The following is a 15,225-nucleotide window of genomic DNA, read 5'->3' on the forward strand; positions in this document are numbered from 1 at the left end:
GCCACTGCGCGCCCCAGCGGGAGCAAGCGCCCTCGCCACAAGAACAACCCGGTATTTGAGGGCGCCATCCATCCATCTGACGGATGGCTCCCGACCCCGACCTATACTCAAATCAGCACGCTCTTTAGCGTCGAACATTTCGTTCGGCGAGACATGTAGGGCTCCGCGATCTTGAACCTGCGTTCGCTGATCGTCGCTGTATTGGTGATCTTGGCGGGATGCGCCACGCCTACGCCTGCCCCGGTAATCGAGGTGCCGGTGGTGGTGTCTCAGAGCACCTGGCAGCAAGTGGACCGGGAGATCGTCGCCGCTTCGCAGCAGGCCACCGAACAGGCCAGGGTTTATGCCCGCGGGTCCATGGAGCATTGGCGCACGCGGGTTTATCAGCAAACCGAAGAAGTCTTCATTCCGTGGTTCAGCAGCTATTGGACCCAGGAATGGCTGTCGATGAAAGTCAGCTGGTACGCCATCAATGCCGGTGACGAGCAGGATGCGGCGACCAAACGCCTGGCCGCCTATCTGCTGGAGCAATATCACCGGCGCGTGCTGGAACCGGTGGCGGTGGAGATCAATCCCGATGCGATCCTCGGCCAGGCGACAGAGTTTTATGTGCAATTGATGGGGCAGCAGCTCGAAGTTATTTCCAAACGTCATGGCGTGCCAATGGCGCAGCTCAACGGTCGCATCCAGAAAATTCCGGCTATTTCACTGGGCCCGCCGCCTGCCCGTGACGCTTCGCTGTATCAGGTGGTGCATGCCGAACTGAGCAAATTGCCGGCCTATCTGGCACTGATCGACACGATCCACACGGCGGGCGGCGAGAAGGGCATCGCCTCGACGGACGCCGGCATGGCGCCGGTGGCCAAGCGTGCCAGCAAGCGAATACAAGCCGAAATGGCCCCACGAGGGGCGGCCAGTGCGGTGGCGGCAGTGGCCGGGAAGGCGGCCGGGGCGTTGATTTCCGTGGGAGTGGCGGGAGTGCGCGCGATCATTCAGGCCAACGACCGGCCCGACAGTGAAGCGCTGATCCGCAGCAGCCTGGGTAACTCGTTCGACAAAGCCTGGGTGAAGCTGGTGAGTAACCCCGCCACCGGCGTCATGGCCGGAACGCTGTACATGGCCAGGCAAATCGAGGGCAACCTGGCCCTCACCCTCGAACAGCCCGCCGAGCCGTCGGTCGGTCTGGAGGCAGGCACTGTCGATTGGAGCCACGCTGATTCGACTACCCAGCGGATTACCCCATAACCCGAGGAGAACGATCATGGCTTACGTCGATGGCTTCGTCGCTGCAGTACCCACCGCCAATCGCGAAAAATTCAAGCAACATGCGCAATCCGCCGCCGAGATTTTCAAGGAAAACGGCGCCCTGAGCCTCGCTGAATGCTGGGGCGATGACGTGCCCGATGGCAAAGTGACCTCGTTTCCCATGGCCGTAAAACTCAAGGAAGACGAAACCGTGGTGTTTTCCTGGATCGTCTGGCCCGACAAGGCCACTCGTGATGCCGGCATGGCGAAACTCATGAGCGATCCGCGGATGCAACCCGACGTCAATCCAATGCCGTTTGACGGCCAGCGAGCGATTTTTGGTGGTTTCGAGATGATCGTCAAAGCTTGAACAGGGTCGCAGGATCACTCCGGCGTCGGGGTGGTCCTGCAACTCTTGCGGTTACGAATCTCGCTGTCCGAGGGCCGCTCCTTGATGAATTCGAAGCGCGGCTCGCCTTCGTTGTAGTGAACCAGCCAGCCCCATTCCAGCTCGAACTCATCCTGGCCAGGTTTCGGTGGCGCGGCCCACCATGGCTCTTTGCTGATGATCTGACGCATGGCGCCCTCCCGTCGATTCGGTTGCTTCAACTATAACGCGCTTGCCGGCAGCTGCCAGAAATGCGCTTGCCGGCCTGGCATTGCTTTGTAAAATCAAAGGGTCCCCGAGCCTTGAGGTGCGAACATGAGCGATGAAACCCGTGAGCCGTTCAAACGGCTGTTCTTCGCCCTGAACTGCGCCCCCGAACAACGCCGGGCCATCGCTCAATGGCGCAATGCGCTGGGACTTAACGTCGGGCGCCCGGTACCGGCGGAAAACTTCCATTTGACGCTGCTGTTTCTCGGTACGGTGAAGATGGAACAGATAGCGGGCGTCTGCGAGGCCGCCGCCCATGTGCGGATGCCCGGCATGCCGTTGACGGTTGTGCTTGATCGACTGGAAGTCTGGCGTCGCTCCGCCATTCTATTGCTGGCCCCCGCGCAGGCAGAGCCTGAGTTGCTGCGGTTGGTGTATGCGCTGGAACAGGCCATGTTGCCATTCGGCTTTGAAGACATCCGGCGAGAATTTCGCCCGCATCTGACCCTGATGCGCGACTACCGGGCCTCCATCCCCGAATCCGCGACGCCGCCAGAGTTTTTTCTGCGTGCGGATCGTTTTACCTTGTTCGAATCTCACAAAGGCCGCTACCGGGCGCTGGCCGAATGGCCGTTGGTTTATGCATAAACCACAAAAAAAGGCGCCCGAGAGCGCCCGAAATTCACCTTAACCGAGGAAGCCAGGTGAAGCCGTTCTTCTTCAGAGGAGTGCAGCGGTGGTAAGGCGCTGCGTGAACGGAAAAGGAGAGAGCACCTCGGTCCTGAATGGGTCAGTGGTGCTCAAATATTTGTATCCGATACATCACCCCTGTGGGAGCGGGCTTGCTCGCGAAAGCGGTGGGTCAGTCACCGATGATGTTGAATGTGATGACCTCTTCGCGAGCAAGCCCGCTCCCACATTTGGGTCCGTGGTGTTCAGATAGTTTGTATATGAATCACTTACCGAGCTTCACCCGCGTCCAGCCTCGGGTCATCACCCGCTGAATACCGATCGGCATATCCGGAATCGCATACAGCGTCGCCATCACCGCTTGCGGCGGATAGGACCCCGGGTCATTGCGAATCGCTTCATCCACCAGCGGCGTGGCCGCTGCGTTGGCGTTGCTGTAGCCGATATTGTTGGTGACCTCGGCGATGATGTCCGGGCGCATCAGAAAATTCATGAACAGGTAGGCATTGTCGACGTTAGCCGCATCCCGTGGAATGGCGACCATGTCGTAGAAACTGCCGGCGCCTTCTTTCGGGATGCTGTATTCGATCTTCACCTTGTCGCCGGCTTCCTTGGCGCGGGCCTTGGCTTGCAGCACGTCGCCGGAGTAACCGACGGCGACGCAGATGTTGCCGTTGGCCAGGTCGGAGATGTATTTCGACGAGTGAAAGTAAGCCACCGATGGCCGAATCTTCATGAACAGCGCTTCGGCTTCAGCGATCTGCGCCTTGTCCCGGGAATTCACCGGGTAGCCCAGATAGTGCAGGGCAGCCGGGAGCATTTCCGTCGGTGAATCAAGGAAGCTGATACCGCAGGCTTTGAGCTTCGCGGCGTTTTCCGGTTTGAACAGCAAGTCCCAGGAATTCACCGGCGCATCCGTGCCCAGCACTTCCTTGACCTTGGCCGGGTTGAAACCGATGCCGATCGAACCCCACATGTACGGGAAAGCATGGCCATTGTCAGGGTCGCTGGCCGAGGCGTTTTTCAGCAGCACCGGGTTGAGGTTTTTCCAGTTCGACAGCTTGGACTTATCCAGCGGCTGATAGACGCCAGCCTTGATCTGCTTGGCCAGGAAACTGTTGGATGGCACCACGATGTCGTAGCCGGACTTACCGGCCAGCAAGCGTGCCTCAAGGGTTTCATTACTGTCGAACACATCGTAGGTCACGCGGATGCCGGTCTCGTCTTCGAACTTCTTGACCGTGTCCGGGGCGATGTAATCCGACCAATTGTAGACGCGCAATACCTTGTCATTGGCCTGAGCACCGGTCGCCATTGCGCCCAATAAGGACAGTGTCAGCAGAGTCCTGCCAAACATTTTCATCGGTACAACTCCATTTTCTTTTTTATTCAAATCACATAAAGCAATGGTGCAGGTGAACACAAACCCTGAGGCAAGGAAGCTTCTGTGGCGAGGGAGCTTGCTCCCGTTCGGCTGCGAAGCAGTCGTAAAACCAGCGAATGCGATGTATCTGATACACCTCGGTTGCCGGTTTTGGGGTCGCTTCGCAACCCAGCGCGAGCAAGCTCGCTCACCACAGGTTTTATGTTCACTTCATTTAACTCAACAGCACTAAGCCGTCGCTTCAACCCGCTGGTTTTTCGGCTGCTGCCATGACTCACTGGCCGTCTGATCCATGGCTTCCTGGATCGCCCGCTTGCGTGTGGCTTCTGCCTTACGGCTGAAGTACCAGACCAGGAACGTGACGAACGACACCGCCAACAGAATCAAACTCGCCACGGCATTGATCTCAGGCTTCACGCCCAGACGCACCGCCGAGAACACTTCCATCGGCAAGGTCGTGGAGCCTGGCCCGGAGACGAAACTCGCTAACACCAGATCATCCAGCGACAAGGCAAATGACATCATCCCGCCCGCCGCCAGCGATGGCGCGATCATTGGAATGGTGATCAGAAAGAACACCTTGAGCGGCCGCGCACCCAAGTCCATGGCTGCCTCTTCGATCGACAGGTCCAGCTCACGCAAACGCGCCGAAACAACCACCGCCACATAGGCCGCGCAGAACGTGGTGTGCGCGATCCAGATCGTGACGAGGCCACGCTCCTGCGGCCAGCCGATCATCTGCGCCATGGCCACGAACAGCAGCAACAGCGACAGACCGGTGATCACTTCCGGCATCACCAGCGGTGCCGTCACCAAGCCACCAAACAGCGTGCGACCCTTGAAACGCGTCACGCGGGTCAGCACGAAAGCGGCGAGGGTGCCCAATGCCACCGCCGCAATCGCGGTGTAGCAAGCGATTTCCAGCGAGCGCACCACCGAGCCCATCAGTTGCGAATTATCGAGCAGGCCGACGTACCATTTCACCGACCAGCCGCCCCACACCGTCACCAGTTTCGAGGCGTTGAACGAGTAGATCACCAGAATCAGCATCGGCAGGTAAATAAACGACAGGCCGAAAATCAGCATGAACTTTGAAAATCCGAAGCGTTTCATCCCCGTCCCTCCATCTCTTTGGCCTGGCTGCGGTTGAACAGCAGAATCGGCACAATCAGAATCGCCAGCATCACCACCGCCAAGGCAGATGCCACCGGCCAGTCGCGGTTGTTGAAGAACTCCTGCCACAGCACCCGGCCGATCATCAGGGTTTCCGGACCGCCCAACAGCTCCGGAATCACGAACTCACCGACCACTGGAATGAACACCAGCATGCACCCGGCAATGATCCCGTTCTTGGCCAGCGGCACAGTGATTTTCCAGAAGTTGTTGAAGTTGCTCGAACCCAGGTCCGACGCGGCTTCCAGCAAGCTGTGATCGTGCTTGACGAGGTTGGCGTACAGCGGCAACACCATGAATGGCAAGTAGGCATAGACCACGCCGATGTACACCGCGGTGTTGGTGTTGAGGATCTCGATCGGCTGCGACGTGAGCCCGGTCCACATCAGGAACCCATTGAGCAAACCGTTATTGCTGAGAATGCCCATCCACGCATAGACGCGAATCAGGATTGCGGTCCAGGTCGGCATCATGATCAACAGCAGCAGAACGTTCTGCGTTTCCTTGTTGGTCTTGGTAATGGCGTAGGCCATCGGGAAGCCGATCACCAGGCACATCAACGTGCTTAAAAACGCGACCTTCAACGAGCCGAAGTAAGCCGAGATGTACAACTCATCTTCGGTCAGCAGCGAGTAGTTGCCGATGTTCAGCAGCAGCTGAAACTTCTGTTCGGCGAAGGTGTAAATCTCGGAGTAGGGAGGAATGGCCAGGGCCGCTTCCGAGAAGCTGATCTTCATCACCAGGAAGAACGGCAACAGGAAAAACAGGCACAGCCACAGGAACGGAATGCCGATGACCAGTTTGCGGCCGCTGGGCACCAGGCGCAGAAACTGCTGATTGAAGGTTCTCATGAGCGCAGTACCACGCCGCTGTCGTCTTCCCACCACACGTAGACCTGATCGTCCCAGGTCGGGCGCGCGCCACGGCGTTCGGCGTTGGCCATGAACGACTGGACGATTTTGCCGCCGGGCAGCTCCACGTAGAACACCGAGTGGCCGCCGAGGTAGGCGATGTCATGCACCTTGCCTTCGGACCAGTTATAGCGGGTCTCGGGCTTGAGGGTGCTGACTAGCATTTTTTCCGGGCGGATGGCGTAGGTGACCGATTTGTCCTGCACCGACGTGCTCACGCCGTGGCCGACGTAAATCTTCTGTTGCAGATCCGGGCTGTGAATGATCGCGTGACCTTCCAGATCCTCGACCACCGTGCCGTCGAAGGCATTCACGTTGCCGATGAATTCGCAGACCATGCGGCTGACCGGTGCTTCGTAAATGTCGACCGGGCTGCCGATCTGGGCGATCCAGCCCAGGTGCATGATCGCGATGCGTTCGGCCATGGTCATGGCTTCTTCCTGGTCGTGGGTGACCATCACGCAGGTCACGCCGACGCGCTCGATGATTTCCACCAGCTCCAGTTGCATCTGCGAACGCAGCTTTTTATCCAGCGCACCCATCGGTTCGTCGAGCAACAACAGCTTCGGTCGCTTGGCCAGAGAGCGGGCCAACGCCACACGTTGACGTTGGCCGCCAGACAACTGATGCGGCTTGCGTCTGGCGTACTGGGTCATGTGCACCAACCGCAACATCTCTTCGACACGGGCGTCGATTTCGCTGGCGGGCAAACGGTCCTGCTTGAGGCCGAAGGCGATGTTCTGCGCCACCGTCATGTGCGGGAACAGCGCGTAGGACTGGAACATCATGTTGATCGGCCGTTCGTACGGCGGCATGTCGGTGATGTCGACACCGTCGAGCAGAATCCGCCCTTCGGTTGGGCGCTCGAAGCCGGCGAGCATGCGCAGCAGCGTCGATTTACCCGAGCCGGAACCGCCGAGCAGGGCGAAGATTTCGCCTTGATGGATCTCCAGGGATACATCGTCCACAGCGGTGGTTTCGTCGAATTTCTTGGTGACGCGGTCGACTTTCACCAACACCTTTTTCGGTGCCTGGTGACCTTCAAGAGCCTTCCTGTAGATGCTGGAGGCGTTTGCCATATGAAACTCCCAACAGGTTTTAGTCGTCGGGCCAACACGGCCTGACTTAAGAGTGGATTGCAAGCCCGGGCCGGACGATGCCAGTCAATTCCGCGATGATCCCCTGTGGGAGCGGGCTTGCTCGCGAAGGCTGTGTATCAGGCAACATTGATGTCGACTGACACTCCCTCTTCGCGAGCAAGCCCGCTCCCACAGGGATTTGCATTTGAATCACTGGCCCGTACCAGTCGGGCTTATTCGGCACCGCCATCCTGGCTGCCTGGTCGTACTTGTTGTTATTGCGGTTCATCTATTACGTGAGCGACCGGCGCGCAAAGACACGCCCGCCAGACTCACGAGGGCAGTTAAATCGTTGAATGCTTTTTGTAGTCAGCGCGTATTACGCAGCGCGGCCCGTTGCCGACACGCGTCGCCAAACGCCTGGAAAATACTCAAATAGGGAGGATTCGAAAGCACCTGCCATTCCGGGTGCCATTGCACACCGACAGCGAAGGCCTTGCTGTGCTCGACGGAAATCGCCTCGATCAAACCATCCGGCGCGATTGCCTCGGCGCGCAGGCCGGGAGCGAGTCGGTCGATGCCCTGGCTGTGAATCGAGTTCACCTGGAACACCTGCGGCAAATCCAGCGCTTCGAACACACCGCCCGGTTGCACACTCACCGCATGGGCCGGTGCGTACTGCACGGCCAGGTCTGGGTGATCCGCTTCCCGGTGATCGAGGTAGCCTGGCAGTTCATGCACCTTCTGATGCAGGCTGCCGCCGAACGCCACGTTCATTTCCTGAAAGCCGCGGCAGATGCCGAGCACCGGAACACCGGCGGCGATGGCTGCACGCAATAAGGGCAGGGTGGTGGCGTCCCGTTGCGGATCGTGATCCGTGCCGGGGGCACTGGCCGGGCCTTGATAGTGGAAGGGTTCCACATTCGACGGCGAGCCGGTCAGCAACAGACCGTCGAGCTGCGCGAGCAGGTCATCGATTTCGGTCAGATCGCCTAGAGAAGGAATGACCACGGGCAACCCCAAAGCCGCGACGCTGACAGCACGCAAGTACTTGTCGCCGCTGACATGGTAGGGGTGCGGGCCAATCTGTTTGATGCACGCAGTAACGCCGATCAATGGCTTGAATGCCATTTTTATCACCTCGAAGTTTCACACTTGAACGAGCTTTTCCGGAGCTTAGCCTTGTTGATTTTAATTAACAACTCTCATGTAAAAAATTCTAAACGCCGCGCATCCGATCTTCAGGATTTACGCGGTGTGCAAGACTGATCTGGCACTCTCGCGCCCAAAAAAGGCCAGAAAATAAAGGTTGAAAGGCCAGGTGTTCGCTATTGACTTCACTTTGCCTTTCGGATTGACTGGGCTCGTGAAAGGGTAGTGAACATAATAATTAACAGCTAGTAGGTGCATCATGTCGGTCCCTCTGCGTGCCGTTCAACTCAACGAAGCAAACGCATTCCTTAAGAAATATCCTGAGGTTTTGTACGTCGACCTTCTGATTGCGGATATGAACGGTGTGGTGCGCGGCAAGCGCATCGAGCGCACCAGTCTTCATAAGGTTTACGAAAAAGGCATTAACCTTCCGGCGTCGCTGTTTGCGCTGGACATCAACGGTTCTACGGTGGAAAGCACCGGCCTGGGTCTGGACATCGGCGACTCGGATCGAATCTGCTTCCCCATCCCCAATACCTTGAGCATCGAACCCTGGCAGAAGCGCCCGACCGCGCAGCTGTTAATGACCATGCACGAACTCGAAGGCCAGCCGTTCTTCGCTGACCCGCGCGAAGTGTTGCGTCAGGTAGTGAGCAAGTTCGATGACATGGGCCTGACCATTTGCGCAGCCTTCGAACTCGAGTTCTATCTGATCGACCAGGACAACGTGAACGGTCGTCCGCAGTCGCCACGTTCGCCGGTGTCCGGCAAACGTCCGCACTCGACTCAGGTATATCTGATCGACGATCTGGATGAATATGTCGACTGCCTGCAAGACATCCTCGAAGGCGCGAAAGAGCAGGGCATCCCTGCGGACGCGATCGTCAAGGAAAGCGCCCCGGCGCAATTCGAAGTGAACCTGCATCACGTCAATGACCCTATAAAGGCCTGCGACTACGCGGTGTTGCTCAAGCGTCTGGTGAAGAACATCGCCTACGACCATGAGATGGACACCACCTTCATGGCCAAGCCGTATCCGGGCCAGGCGGGCAATGGTTTGCACGTGCACATTTCGATTCTCGACAAAGAAGGCAACAACATCTTTGCCAGCGAGGATCCCGAGCAGAACGCCGCACTGCGTCACGCGATCGGCGGTGTGCTCGAGACCCTGCCGGCGCAGATGGCGTTCCTCTGCCCGAACGTCAACTCGTACCGGCGTTTTGGCGCGCAGTTCTACGTACCGAACTCGCCAAGCTGGGGCATCGACAACCGTACCGTGGCGGTACGTGTGCCCACCGGTTCGGCGGATGCGGTGCGCATCGAACACCGCGTTGCGGGCGCCGATGCCAACCCGTACCTGTTGATGGCGTCGGTGCTGGCCGGTATTCACCACGGCCTGACCAACGAAATCGAACCGGGCGCCCCGGTCGAAGGCAACAGCTACGAGCAGAACGAGCAAAGCCTGCCGAACAACCTGCGCGATGCTTTGCGTGAGCTGGACGACAGCGAAGTCATGGCGCGCTACATCGACCCGCTGTACATCGACGTGTTCGTGGCATGCAAGGAAAGCGAACTGGCCGAGTTCGAGAACTCCATCTCCGACCTTGAGTACAACTGGTACTTGCATACGGTTTGATGGCCAGACACCCGTCAATCGAGGATGTGGGTATGGACACCTCTTTGATGACGGCGAATAGCCCCCGTAGGAGCTGCCGAAGGCTGCGATCTTTTGATCTTGGTTTTGATATCCATGAAGCCGCCGAAGATCAGGATCAAAAGATCGCAGCCTTCGGCAGCTCCTACAGTGGACCGTGGTTTCTGATCGTTAATTGGTCGGCTTTAGTCCGGCGACTATTTATTCCTCTGCGTAGAGTCACAACCATGACAAACACTCGCAGCGACTGGGAGCAACGCTTCCAGTCCCTCACACTCGAAGGCCGCGCATTCATCGACGGCCAATACTGCCCGGCACTCAGCGGCGACACGTTTGAATGCATTAGCCCGGTCGACGGCCGCTTCCTGGCGAACATCGCCAGCACCGACGAAGCCGACGCCAATGCCGCCGTGCAGGTCGCACGCCGCACATTCGAATCCGGCATCTGGGCGCGGTTGGCACCCGCAGAACGCAAGCGCATTTTGATTCGCTTCGCGGACTTGATACTGGCCAACCAGGAAGAACTGGCGCTGCTCGAAACCCTGGATATGGGCAAACCGATCAGCGATTCCATGGCCATCGACATCCCGGCGACCGCCAACGCGATCCGCTGGAGCGCCGAAGCCATCGACAAAATCTACGACGAAGTCGCCGCCACACCGCACGACCAACTCGGCCTGATCACCCGCGAGCCGACAGGCGTGGTCGCCGCCATCGTGCCGTGGAATTTCCCGCTGATCATGGCCAGCTGGAAGTTCGCCCCGGCCCTGGCGGCAGGCAATTCGTTCATTCTCAAGCCTTCGGAAAAGTCACCGCTGACGGCGATTCGCATCGCACAGTTGGCCCTCGATGCCGGCATCCCCAAAGGCGTGTTCAACGTCCTGCCAGGCTTCGGTCACACCGTCGGAAAAGCGCTGGCGTTGCACATGGACGTCGACGTGCTGGCCTTCACCGGCTCCACCGCGATTGCCAAACAACTGCTGATCTACGCCGGGCAAAGCAACATGAAACGCGTCTGGCTGGAGGCGGGTGGCAAGAGCCCGAACGTGGTGTTCGCCGATGCGCCGGACTTGCGCGCCGCCGCTCAGGCGGCGGCCAGCGCGATTGCCTTCAACCAGGGCGAAGTCTGTACCGCTGGCTCGCGTCTGCTGGTGGAGCGTTCGATTCGCGAGCAATTCATTCCGCTGTTGGTGGAAGCACTGCAAGCCTGGAAACCAGGCCACGCCCTCGATCCTGAAACCACCGTCGGCGCGGTCGTCGATCAGCGCCAACTGGACAACGTGCTGCGCTACATCCAGATCGGCAAAGACCAAGGCGCGCAACTGATTGCCGGCGGCAATCGTACCCTCGCAGACACCGGTGGCCTGTACGTGGAACCGGCAATTTTCGACGGCGTGACCAACGCCATGACCATCGCCCGGGAAGAAATCTTCGGCCCGGTGCTGTCGCTGATCACCTTCGACACCGCTGAAGAAGCGCTGCAGATCGCCAACGACAGCATCTTCGGTCTGGCGGCCGGTGTATGGACCAGCAACCTCAGCAAAGCCCACACCTTCGCTCGTGGTTTGCGCGCCGGCAGCGTCTGGGTCAACCAGTACGACGGCGGCGACATGACCGCGCCGTTCGGCGGGTTCAAGCAGTCGGGTAACGGTCGAGACAAATCGCTGCACGCGTTCGACAAATACACCGAACTCAAAGCGACCTGGATCAAGCTCTAACACCTTACAGCGGCGGTCGCAGGCAAGCGTTTGTGGCCATCGGAGAAACCTATGAAACAAGACTCTGTTAAGCAAAAGCATGTAAACAGCTACTACGCCGCGACCCGCAATCAGACCGGCGATTACCCGATTCTGGAAGAGCTGGTGGAATGCGACGTCTGCGTGATCGGCGCCGGCTACACCGGTTTGTCCTCGGCGCTGTTCCTCAGCGAAGCGGGCTACAGCGTCACCGTACTGGAAGCCGCCAAAGTCGGCTTCGGCGCCAGCGGTCGCAACGGCGGTCAACTGGTCAATTCGTACAGCCGCGACGTCGATGTGATTGAAGAGCGCTACGGCGACAAAACCGCCGAAGTGCTCGGCAGCATGATCTTTGAAGGCGCCGATATCATCCGTTCGCGCATCAGAGAGTACGACATCAAATGCGACTACCGCCCCGGCGGCATCTTCGCAGCGCTGAACAAAAAGCAACTCAACGGCCTGGCCGAACAGAAGCGCAGTTGGGAGCGCTACGGCAACAAAAACCTGAGAATGCTCGACGCGGCTGACATCAAGCGCGAAGTGGGTTGCGATAACTACGTCGGCGGCCTGCTCGACATGCAGGGCGGCCACATCCACCCGCTGAACCTGGCCCTCGGCGAAGCCGCCGCGATCATCAGCCTGGGCGGCAAAATCTACGAACAATCCGCCGCCGTGGAAATCACCTACGGCGAGCCGATCACCGTACGCACCGCCAAAGGCGTGGTGCGGGCCAAGTACCTGTTGATCGCTGGCAACGCCTACCTGCCTCAAGACCTCGACAACCGCGTCACGCGCAAAAGCATGCCCTGTGGTTCGCAAATCGTCGTCACCGAGCCGCTGTCCGACAAAGTCGCCCGCAGCCTGATCACCAACAACTACTGCGTCGAAGACTGCAACTACCTGCTCGACTATTACCGCCTCACCGCCGACAACCGCTTGCTGTACGGTGGCGGCGTGGTCTACGGCGCCCGCGAGCCGGACGACATCGAGCAACTGATCAAACCAAAAATCCTCAAGACTTTCCCGCAACTCAAGGACGTGAAAATCGACTACCGCTGGACCGGCAACTTCCTGCTGACCATGTCCCGCATGCCGCAATTCGGCCGCGTCGAAAAGAACGCCTACTACATGCAAGGCTACAGCGGTCACGGCGTCACCTGCTCGCACCTGGCCGGCAAACTCATCTCGGAAATGATCCGCGGCGACGCCGAACGCTTCGACGCCTTCGCCTCCCTGCCGCACATGCCCATGCTCGGCGGCCGCACCTTCCAGGCCCCGCTCACCGCCATGGGCGCCGCGTATTACGCGCTGCGGGACCGGTTTGGCATCTAAGTAGAACCTTGCCAGCGGCCATCCCAAAAATGTGCCGCCGGTCAATGCCAGTCATAGCAGGGCACCGCAACCCTGTGGAAGTGGGCTTTGTGACATACATAAATTTTTTGAACAACCCAATCAACTGTGGGAGCGGGCTTGCTCGCGAAAGCGGTAGGTCAGTCGCCATCAATGTTGAATGTGATGGCCTCTTCGCGAGCAAGCCCGCTCCCACAATTCCCGCATCTGACCGACTGGAATCAGGGGGCCGCCGACTTTTTTCATAGCCGTTTATCGAACCTGCTGAGCAACACCAACAAACGTGATTTAATACCCGCCTTCCACGGTTCCGGGACGGGAAACGGCGTAATCCGCGGCCATCAGTCGCCCGCCACCCACCCCCCATTACCCCTTAAGTATTCTTCGCATAAGGCTGTCATGGACACGGGCTCACGACTCAAATTAGTACGCGAAAGCTACAAACTGTCCCAGCGCGAGCTGGCCCGGCGTAGCGGCGTCACCAATGCCACCATCTCCCTGATCGAACAGAATCGCGTCAGTCCCTCCGTCAGTTCCCTTAAAAAACTGCTCGAAGGCATCCCGATGTCTTTGGCGGACTTCTTCACCTTCGACCAACCGCCCCGCGAGCACCAATACGTGTTCCGCGCCAATGAACAGCCGGATCTGGGGCGTCATGGTCTGCGGTTGCTGCTGATTGGCGCTTCGGTGCCGAGCCGGCAGATGCGGCTTTTGCGTGAGCAATACGCCCCCGGCGCGAGCTCTGGTGAAGAACCCATTGTGCATGCTGAAGGGGAGGAGTGTGGACTCGTTACCCGGGGCACGGTTGAGCTGACCGTGGATGGGCAGATCAGTGTGCTCAACGCTGGCGACGGCTATTACTTCCCGACAACGCTGCCTCACAAGTTTCGCAATATCGGCCAGGATGAAGCTGAAATCATCAGTGCCAACACTCCAGCCAACTTCTGATATCAAAACGGACACTACCCTGTAGCAGCTGCCGAAGGCTGCGTCCGCGGCCACTACCCATGCCAAATGGAAGCACACCTGCTACAGGGTTTGATCAAAGCAAATGGACTTCACCTAATGACCGCACACCGCATCCGCCCTCTCGCACTCTGCATCTTCCATCACGATGGCAAGATACTGGTCAACGAAGCGTACGACCCCGTTACTGAAAAGCCATTCATGCGCCCAATCGGTGGCGGAATCGAGTTTGGCGAGACCAGCGCCCAAGCCGTAATACGTGAAGTCGATGAAGAACTCGGTTTATCCATCACCGATGTTCGCCTGCTCGGTACGCTCGAAAACATCTTCACGTATGCCGGCACGCCCGGGCACGAAATCGTGCAGGTCTACGATGCAAAATTCGTGGATACCAGCGTCTATGAACGGCCCCACTTGAACGCTCAAGAAAGCGATGGTGCTGCCTTTATTGCGAAGTGGCTGCCGCTCGATGGTATTACTGGCGATACGCCGCTGGTTCCTGTTGGGCTGTACGAGCTACTGAAGAAGATCGCGCTTCTGGACTGATTCCCGTCGTCCAGTACGGCCGGATGACTCTCACATTTATTTCCCTCTCAAAATTGACAACCCGGATCATCCAAAACACTATCGACCCATGACCTGCATCCCCCGCATGAACATGATGTGCTCCTCCATGACCGCCTCTGGCGGGCCATGAGGTCATGCGTTCACAGAATTTGACGTAATCACCCAAGGCCCCGCCAGAAATGGACGGGGCTTTTTAGTTCTCCGTCTACCAATGGCTAATGGAGAATGAAATGTTCGAGATTAGACGCGCCACGCACAGCGACGCCCAAACGGCGTTCGACATTCGCCTTCAAGCGATACGGCATCAATGCGTCGGTGCCTATACCACGGAGCAAATGCTGGCGTGGACGGCAGGAGCGGCCAAGGACGGGTATAGCGACCTGATGAACAAACACTTTTATCTGGGCTGTATTCAGGGTGAGCCGGTGGCGACAGGAATGCTTGATCTGGAGAAGAGTGAAATCGGCGCAATCTTTGTGCTCCCGAGGTTTATGCAACGTGGCATTGGCTTGAGGGTCTTGGACTATCTTGAATGCCTGGCGCGGGATTTGGGGCTGAGGGAAGTCAATCTGGACGCTACTTTAAACGCCGCAGACTTTTACCGGCGCTGCGGTTTCGTTGGTCACGAACCAGCTATTTACCATTCGCCTTCCGGGCTTCAGCTGGCTTGTGTGCCTATGGTGAAAGCGCTTTTGTAGGCTTGGCATTGGTTGATAGCTTCAC

15 protein-coding genes are annotated in these 15,225 nt (G+C 58.4%); 9 read left to right on the forward strand and 6 right to left on the reverse strand.

Annotation, left to right across the window (positions count from 1 at the left end; genetic code table 11):
* Positions 1-171: 171 nt before the first annotated feature.
* Together ABH909_RS15225 and ABH909_RS15230 are read left to right on the forward strand one after the other, a co-directional pair.
* Positions 172-1,245 (forward strand): hypothetical protein, encoded by a 1,074-nt coding sequence (locus ABH909_RS15225; protein ID WP_429434491.1) that lies wholly within the window; start codon positions 172-174, stop codon positions 1,243-1,245.
* Positions 1,246-1,261: 16 nt separating this feature from the next.
* Positions 1,262-1,615, forward strand: a complete 354-nt coding sequence (locus tag ABH909_RS15230; RefSeq protein WP_095635148.1) for a DUF1428 domain-containing protein — start codon at positions 1,262-1,264, stop codon at positions 1,613-1,615.
* 14 nt (positions 1,616-1,629) lie between these two features.
* Here ABH909_RS15230 and ABH909_RS15235 read toward each other — a convergent pair whose 3' ends face one another.
* Positions 1,630-1,824: a hypothetical protein gene (locus ABH909_RS15235; RefSeq protein WP_429434494.1), complete on the reverse strand. Its 195-nt coding sequence runs from the start codon at positions 1,822-1,824 to the stop codon at positions 1,630-1,632.
* A 124-nt stretch (positions 1,825-1,948) separates the two neighbouring features.
* Here ABH909_RS15235 and thpR point away from each other — a divergent pair, with 124 nt between their 5' ends.
* The gene (thpR, locus tag ABH909_RS15240) at positions 1,949-2,488 is read left to right on the forward strand and encodes an RNA 2',3'-cyclic phosphodiesterase (RefSeq protein WP_429434496.1); all 540 of its coding nucleotides are present in this window, start codon (positions 1,949-1,951) and stop codon (positions 2,486-2,488) included.
* Between the two features lie 307 nt (positions 2,489-2,795).
* Here thpR and ABH909_RS15245 read toward each other — a convergent pair whose 3' ends face one another.
* The 5 genes from ABH909_RS15245 to ABH909_RS15265 all read right to left on the reverse strand — a co-directional run bounded on the left by ABH909_RS15245 (position 2,796) and on the right by ABH909_RS15265 (position 8,208).
* On the reverse strand, positions 2,796-3,893 hold the full coding sequence (locus ABH909_RS15245) for a polyamine ABC transporter substrate-binding protein (protein ID WP_429434499.1): 1,098 nt from the start codon (positions 3,891-3,893) through the stop codon (positions 2,796-2,798).
* A gap of 249 nt (positions 3,894-4,142) precedes the next feature.
* Positions 4,143-5,027 carry an ABC transporter permease subunit gene (locus ABH909_RS15250; RefSeq protein WP_429434502.1) on the reverse strand — a complete coding sequence of 295 codons (885 nt, stop codon included), beginning with the start codon at positions 5,025-5,027 and terminating at the stop codon, positions 4,143-4,145.
* On the reverse strand, positions 5,024-5,905 hold the full coding sequence (locus tag ABH909_RS15255) for an ABC transporter permease subunit (RefSeq protein WP_429439921.1): 882 nt from the start codon (positions 5,903-5,905) through the stop codon (positions 5,024-5,026). Before ABH909_RS15255 ends, ABH909_RS15250 begins: the two co-directional genes overlap by 4 nt.
* Positions 5,906-5,934: 29 nt before the next feature.
* Positions 5,935-7,077 (reverse strand): polyamine ABC transporter ATP-binding protein, encoded by a 1,143-nt coding sequence (gene potA, locus ABH909_RS15260; RefSeq protein ID WP_429434504.1) that lies wholly within the window; start codon positions 7,075-7,077, stop codon positions 5,935-5,937.
* Positions 7,078-7,446: 369 nt separating this feature from the next.
* Complete coding sequence (locus ABH909_RS15265) at positions 7,447-8,208, reverse strand: gamma-glutamyl-gamma-aminobutyrate hydrolase family protein (RefSeq protein ID WP_429434507.1); 762 nt, start codon at positions 8,206-8,208, stop codon at positions 7,447-7,449.
* A gap of 280 nt (positions 8,209-8,488) precedes the next feature.
* On the opposite strand from ABH909_RS15265, the gene ABH909_RS15270 reads away from it, so the two are divergent.
* The 6 genes from ABH909_RS15270 to ABH909_RS15295 all read left to right on the forward strand — a co-directional run bounded on the left by ABH909_RS15270 (position 8,489) and on the right by ABH909_RS15295 (position 15,200).
* On the forward strand, positions 8,489-9,865 hold the full coding sequence (locus tag ABH909_RS15270) for a glutamine synthetase family protein (protein WP_192343521.1): 1,377 nt from the start codon (positions 8,489-8,491) through the stop codon (positions 9,863-9,865).
* 245 nt (positions 9,866-10,110) lie between these two features.
* Positions 10,111-11,601 carry an aldehyde dehydrogenase gene (locus tag ABH909_RS15275; protein WP_429434510.1) on the forward strand — a complete coding sequence of 497 codons (1,491 nt, stop codon included), beginning with the start codon at positions 10,111-10,113 and terminating at the stop codon, positions 11,599-11,601.
* Positions 11,602-11,652: 51 nt separating this feature from the next.
* Positions 11,653-12,951, forward strand: a complete 1,299-nt coding sequence (locus ABH909_RS15280) for an NAD(P)/FAD-dependent oxidoreductase (RefSeq protein WP_429434513.1) — start codon at positions 11,653-11,655, stop codon at positions 12,949-12,951.
* Positions 12,952-13,368: 417 nt separating this feature from the next.
* Positions 13,369-13,917, forward strand: a complete 549-nt coding sequence (locus ABH909_RS15285; RefSeq protein ID WP_427623468.1) for a cupin domain-containing protein — start codon at positions 13,369-13,371, stop codon at positions 13,915-13,917.
* Between the two features lie 117 nt (positions 13,918-14,034).
* Positions 14,035-14,481: an NUDIX hydrolase gene (locus ABH909_RS15290; RefSeq protein WP_429434515.1), complete on the forward strand. Its 447-nt coding sequence runs from the start codon at positions 14,035-14,037 to the stop codon at positions 14,479-14,481.
* Positions 14,482-14,732: 251 nt separating this feature from the next.
* Positions 14,733-15,200, forward strand: coding sequence for a GNAT family N-acetyltransferase (locus ABH909_RS15295; protein ID WP_429434518.1), 468 nt, complete (start codon positions 14,733-14,735; stop codon positions 15,198-15,200).
* Positions 15,201-15,225 lie beyond the last annotated feature (25 nt).

This window comes from Pseudomonas sp. BS3782 TE3695, assembly GCF_050435305.1.
Classification (GTDB): Bacteria; Pseudomonadota; Gammaproteobacteria; order Pseudomonadales; family Pseudomonadaceae; genus Aquipseudomonas.